Origin of the sequence: Flavobacterium sp. UGB4466 (assembly GCF_903469665.1) — a bacterium.
GTDB classification, from domain to species: Bacteria; Bacteroidota; Bacteroidia; order Flavobacteriales; family Flavobacteriaceae; genus Flavobacterium; species Flavobacterium lipolyticum.
The window spans coordinates 12,536-18,774 of record NZ_CAGKLC010000088.1 but is presented as its reverse complement, the minus strand read 5'-3'; the positions used below and the strand labels follow the sequence as shown (position 1 = coordinate 18,774).

At 32.5% G+C, this 6,239-nt stretch carries 4 protein-coding genes, 1 tRNA gene and 2 pseudogenes; all 7 read left to right on the top strand.

What is annotated here, in order from left to right:
• Window positions 1–714: 714 nt before the first annotated feature.
• Window positions 715–954, top strand: coding sequence for a hypothetical protein (locus JO950_RS17420; RefSeq protein ID WP_078228027.1), 240 nt, complete (start codon window positions 715–717; stop codon window positions 952–954).
• On the top strand, window positions 944–1,690 hold the full coding sequence (locus tag JO950_RS17415; RefSeq protein ID WP_173972886.1) for a zeta toxin family protein: 747 nt from the start codon (window positions 944–946) through the stop codon (window positions 1,688–1,690). Before JO950_RS17420 ends, JO950_RS17415 begins: the two co-directional genes overlap by 11 nt.
• A 268-nt stretch (window positions 1,691–1,958) precedes the next feature.
• A complete protein-coding gene (locus tag JO950_RS17410) occupies window positions 1,959–2,204 on the top strand; it encodes a CopG family transcriptional regulator (RefSeq protein WP_173972885.1) in 246 nt (81 codons plus the stop codon).
• Between the two features lie 19 nt (window positions 2,205–2,223).
• Window positions 2,224–2,475, top strand: a pseudogene (locus JO950_RS17405) (type II toxin-antitoxin system RelE/ParE family toxin); the annotation flags it as partial.
• Window positions 2,476–3,026: 551 nt separating this feature from the next.
• Window positions 3,027–3,107 (top strand) — tRNA-Tyr (locus JO950_RS17400).
• A 753-nt stretch (window positions 3,108–3,860) separates the two neighbouring features.
• Window positions 3,861–5,690 (top strand): cytochrome-c peroxidase, encoded by a 1,830-nt coding sequence (locus tag JO950_RS17395; protein ID WP_202703779.1) that lies wholly within the window; start codon window positions 3,861–3,863, stop codon window positions 5,688–5,690.
• A gap of 131 nt (window positions 5,691–5,821) precedes the next feature.
• A pseudogene (locus JO950_RS17390) lies at window positions 5,822–6,239 on the top strand (twin-arginine translocation pathway signal protein); the annotation flags it as partial.

Here is a 6,239-nt window from a genome sequence, read left to right as displayed (position 1 = left end):
TAAATCTTAGCTTGAAATATACTGCCTGAAGAATTATGTATTTTGGATAACAATGACCTTTAGTATTCATCTTTTGACCGGTTTAAAATTCTAAAGATAAAAGTTATTCCCAGATGCGACAGAACCGAATTTTTAAGGATAATATACCATTAAGATTTTGTGGCAGAATCTTTCGCACATTGATTTTGAAAAAGTAAAGATACAGCAAAATAAAGATGTGCCGAGGTTTGGTTAGAAACTTCAAAGGATTTAATTTGCTGACATCTTTTAGAGGAAAAAATTATTTTTACATCATAAAAATCTTCAAAACTCTCAACACCGTTGAGAAAAATAAGCGTTTTATAATTGCGGCTTATTAATCTAGAATAACAATTATTTCACATACATGCCAATAGCTGGTGATTCTTATCGGCATAAAAATAAATTTAAAACAATAATATTGATTGATATCTGCCGATAACGGCAATTATCTTTAAAATAAAAACATTTCAATAATTGTATTTACGTAGAAGCTAAAACTTTCAGAAAGTTAGTATAAACATACTCATCTTCCGGCCGACTTAAATACAGCAGACAAGGTAAATTATGCAAGCGCCGCTTGCATAATTCCAAGATCCACTTCTAAAATTTACAATGGCTTGAATCATTCAGATATGATTTAGCATCTAGTTATTTACTATTTCATTATATTTGTATTATAAAATTATCTTTCACATGAAGCCCGCTAAACTATTCAGAACTGACAGCAGACAAACCAAATCACTTATAAGCGCTGGAATAAACAGTGCTAAAAATGCTATACGCCAGTCTAAAGCTTTGGATCTTCCTATTACGTATATAAAAGATGATGCAATTTACGTAGAGGATAAATTTGGTGTAAAACAGCAGGGTTCTATCATACGAAAAGAACAGCCAAAAAATATAATTAAAGGAATGATACTTCGTGCCAAGTAATAAAAAAATACGCGTATTCGCCGGTCCAAACGGCTCAGGAAAAAGTACACTACAAAAAGAGTTATCAAAAACATATTTTTCTGAAATCTTTATCAACGCTGATGAAATTGAAAGGAAATTAAAGGACTTCAAACTTATTGATTTAAATGATTTTGGAATTATTGGATCAGAGGAAAGTTTAGCTGAATTCAGTAATCTTCCTGACTCAATTTCATTGATAGAGAAAGCTTCTGCAGATAATCATAAAATCAATATTACAATAAGTGAAAACTGCATTGTAGATCATTCCACGTCTAAACATACCTACGAGGGTTCTTTTATTGCTTCTTATATCAGACATTTGATGATAAGGCAGAATAAGTCCTTTGTTTTCGAATCTGTATTTAGCCATCCTTCAAAAATTCAAGAACTTCAGGAATCAATAAATAAAGGCTATCGAATTTATTTGTATTTCGTCTGCATCGATAGTCCTGAGGTAAATGTTGCCAGAGTCGAAGATCGTGTTAACAAAAATGGACACGACGTTGATTATACAAAAGTTATTCAGCGCTATTATAGGACATTGGAATATCTGCATTCCATATTACCTCTCTGTTACCGTGCATATCTATTTGATAATTCAGGTTCCAAGCAGGAGCTGATTGCCGAATTATACAATGATGAAATGGAGATTAAATCCGAGACATTTCCTAACTGGTTTCTAGAATATGTTTTGCCATACTACACAGCAGAATAATTTTTCTTTTTATAAAAATTATTTATCTTTCAAAAATTTGACGCTCTTAAATAAATTTAAAAGCAACACAATTCCAACTAAAGCAGCGAACTGCTTAATAATATTGATTGAATGACTTTTAGTCGCAAAAAAAGTATCAACTCCAAGTAAAGTTGATACCTTTTTTGCACGTAAAAGCTAAGGCGGTTTTTGTATTCAAGTTCTTGCCGAATCTTTTTCTATTTTCACAATTTTGGTGTAAATTTACACCAAGCCGATTTTTATAATTATGACACGACAAAGTATATCATTAACTGCTCCGAATGAAGAATGGTTAAAAAATCAGGTTAATGCAGAAGAGTTTAGCAGTAAAAGTGAAGCCATTAACTTTTTAATAAAAAAAGCACGTTCACAAGAAGAGTTTTATGACCTTGTAAGGGCTAAAATAGATAAGGGAGAAAAAAGCGGTTTTGTAAAAAAACAAACCAGAGAAGAAATGTTAGCGGAGTTTAAAACGGATTTGGGAGATGTATAGCTAATATTTAAGTAGCGAGGCCAAAGAAGATTTAAAAAGAATTTATTACTATGGTGCCGGTAAGTTTGGAATGGATCAGGCCGATAATTATTTCAATATGTTTTACGATTGTTTTGACAAAATAGAACAAAATCCATTTTTATTTCCATCTGCCGACCACTTCAAAAAAGGATATCGGTATTATGTTTGCGTTGTCGATACTATATACTACCGATTAAATGGAGATAAACGAATAGAGATTATTACCATTATTGGGAGACAAGCCTTTTAGAGCTTGAGTTGACACCTTTTTTACAACAAAAAACTAAGGGGGCTTCAAAAGACTTTCCATCTGAGAAGCATCAAAAATTAAATTTTCCAATAATAAAAAAATATTCATATCTTTACAATCAAATTCGGAATAATATCACTGAATATCAATTAGTTAAATATCAAGAAAAGCAACAATTAAAATTCAGGTGCAGAATCGGTGCACTTAGGTTTAAGACATCATAAAAACGTAGCATAGATGCGGGTTTGAGCGGTTAAGTTCGAATCCTGCTCTCCCCACTAAAAAGTCCTGATGAAAATCGGGACTTTTTTTGCTTTAGTTTCATTTTTCTCTCTGTTTAGCTGTCTTAAAATAGATCTTTCTATATTTTTCTCCTAAAATTTTTACCCCAAGAAATTCTTAAAGACATTCTTACATAAGCTTTTACGAGTCCGACTAGAACTTTAAAAAGTACAACTTAAAATTAAGTGCATTTTTTGTTTGCAAACATCAAAAACCTTCCTATATTTGCAACCGCTTAGAACAACAAAGCGCAACAAATACAAAGCTTCGGGGAGATACTCAAGCGGCCAACGAGGGCAGACTGTAAATCTGCTGTGTGAACTTCGCAGGTTCGAATCCTGCTCTCCCCACTAAAAAAGTCCTGAAACATTTCAGGACTTTTTTTTTGGCCTAAGAAAACATGATAAAACCTGCAAATCCCGGGATTCGCAGTTTTTTTTTTGCGTTTAAGACCGTTTTCAGTCTTTGTAAAAATGCTGGAAAGTTTTGTGGCAAAATCGTGGCACATTTGAGTTGGAGTTGCCTCCTACTCTGCCACAAAAAGCTAAGGCGGTTTTTAAAGATATTTCACCTTCACAAGTTTTACGGCAGAATCGCGATACAAGGTACTGTGAACAATCAAAAAATCAGCAAAATTAATACCTAAGAAGTTTAGGTTCCAATATGTATTACGCTATTTTTATTTTCGTTATTTATTCCGCTATCAAGTTCGAGTCCTATTCCCGCTGCATCTTGGGACTAGTCAGAAACCTGCTGATCTATTCTTTTTTTCACTATTTAACCCCCTGAAAATAAAAACATAGTTCTAGCCGTTACATCAATTCTTATCCTTCGATAATTTTATGAGAGTAAAATAAATCCAACATGTCTCATTTAAAAAACAATATCATCAATCGTTCCATCTAAAATATTAGTTGTTAGTGTTTTTCATTAAGATGTAATGGATTTAATCTCTTTCTATATCCTCAAGCTTCCTTTAGACGAATAACATTCTAGATTAAGTGTTTTGAAGGCTGACCTTTTATTTAACCCAAAGAGGTTAATTATTTAATCCAAATTTAAAATTTGGATAATCTGGAGAAATTACTTTTGTAAATAAAAACATGAAATCTTTTTCGTTTCTTATTGTACTTTTTATCGGTTTTGTAATAATGTCTTTCAACCCAGGTTATAATGAATACACAACTACAAATGCTATAATTAGTCAAGGATTAAAAAATTTCAAAGATCAATTGGTAGTTTTAAAATCGGATGCACATCTTTTTCAAGAAAATAAAATTTCCAAAGAAGGTTTGCAGGAGTCGTTAAAAAAAGCCAGAAATTCATATAAGGAAATAGAATTCTATATTGCGTATCATTACCCTGAATTTTCCAAAACTAGTATTAATGCCGCACCACTATTTCATATAGAAAGCACAGGGACAGCAGCAAATACATTACCTCCTGAAGGGTTACAGGTGTTAGATGAACTTATCTTTTCGGAAGAAGCCAATATCCAAAAAGATAAAATAGTTGAACTATCCGATTTCCTTTACAATAGTTATAATGATTTTTATCTGAGTTCGGTAAAAAACGGTTTATCGGAAGAAAAAAATAAAACTTTACTATTGCGTATCGAACTAATCAGGATTTATACCATGGGCGTTACGGGGTTTGACACACCAGGATCGCTTAATGTTTTTGAAGAATCCATTCATGCTTTGAGAGGAATTGAGAACTACATAAAAAAGGATGATTATTTTAAAAAGATAGACTCTCAAAAAGCCGAAAAAATATTGGTGGCTAGTATTGAATACCTTTCTAAAAGTACCAATTTTGAAACTTTTGACCGAATAGAATTTTATAAAACTTACCTTCAGCCTTTGTATGAAGAATTAGGAAATTGGGATAATTCTCCAGATGATTTAAAAGAAATCTCAGGTTGGAATACCAATAATAAAAACTTCTTCAGTGATGATTTTCTGAATCCCTATTTTTATACGCTCTTAAAACCAGCTGAAGATAATGCCGATTTAAGATCTTTAGGTAAAGAGATTTTCTTTGATGAAAGTTTAAGTAACAATACAAAAATGAGCTGTGCTTCCTGTCATTTACCCGAAAATGCTTTTACCGATTTAAAAGCAAAGTCATTAAGCAATGTCGAAGGCAAAACAGTTTTAAGAAATTCTCCATCGTTATATAATGCTGTTTTTGCCAAAAGATTCTTTTATGATATGCGTGCTTACTATCTGGAACAACAAGTTGAGCATGTAATTTACAATGAACAAGAGTTTAATACCAGCTACCAAAGTATCATCAAAAAGCTAAAGATAAATCCTGAATATAAAAAAGCTTTCAAAAAGGCCTTTAAAAATGGTAACATCGACAAACAAAATTTCTCAAAAGCCCTGAGTTCTTATGTCGCATCACTGTATTCTTTCAACAGTGATTTTGATAAATTTATGAGAAATGAAAAAGAAATTTCTGAAGATGCAAAAAAAGGTTTTAATCTTTTTATGGGAAAAGCAGCCTGTGCAACCTGTCATTTTGCCCCTAATTTTTCAGGATTAGTTCCTCCGTTTTATAATGAAAATGAATCCGAAGTTCTGGGGGTAACCAAGAATCCATTGCAATTTCTGCCAATTGAAATAGACACTGATAAAGGCAGAATAAACAGCAATGTAAAAAAAGAGAGCTCGTGGATTTATGAAAATTCTTTTAAAACAATGACAGTAAGAAATGCTGCTCTTACAAAACCCTATTTTCATAATGGAGCCTTTTCAACTTTAGAAGAAGTGATTGCCTTTTATAATGAAGGCGGTGCTGAAGGAATGGGGTTAGAAATTAAAAATCAAACCTTGTCTCCTAATAAACTTAATCTTGACGAAAGAGAAATAAAGCAGCTTGTCGCTTTTATTAACTCCCTGACTGATACGAGTAAAGCACAATACTAACTTAACATTAATCTGTTAACATTAACCTTAAGATTTGCTAACTTATTAATGTGTTTATTTAAAGTAAGCGTAATACAAAGCTCGGAACAGAAAAATAACTTAGCACAGTATAACAAAACATACTATATACCGTGAAAAAAAAATTACTTTCAATTGCAGCTCTTTTATTAATAACGAATTCGGTAATTCAGGCTCAGACTACAGTTTTTGATAAAGGTTCATCATGGAGCTATAATGACAAAGGTGTACAGTTAGCCGATCAATGGAAGAATACCGATTTTGATATCTCGGCTTGGAAATCAGGAAATGGACCATTAGGATATGGAGATCCTGTGACAACTACAATCACAAAGCCTTTAAATGCAGCTTATTTCACTAAAGATTTTACCGTTAATTTATCCGATTTGAGTGCCACTATGGAGCTCGGAGTAATGAGAGATGACGGAATTATTGTCTTTTTGAATGGTGTCGAGGTAGTAAGAGATAATATGCCTGCAGGTAGCATTGACTATAATACCCCTTCAAGTACAACAGTCGATGGGGCGAATG

Excerpts from the sequence above, each read along its gene's own strand:
- JO950_RS17395 (WP_202703779.1), top strand. The coding sequence starts at position 3,861 with ATGAAATCTTTTTCGTTTCTTATTGTACTTTTTATCGGTTTTGTAATA.
- JO950_RS17420 (WP_078228027.1), top strand. The coding sequence starts at position 715 with ATGAAGCCCGCTAAACTATTCAGAACTGACAGCAGACAAACCAAATCA.
- JO950_RS17410 (WP_173972885.1), top strand. The coding sequence starts at position 1,959 with ATGACACGACAAAGTATATCATTAACTGCTCCGAATGAAGAATGGTTA.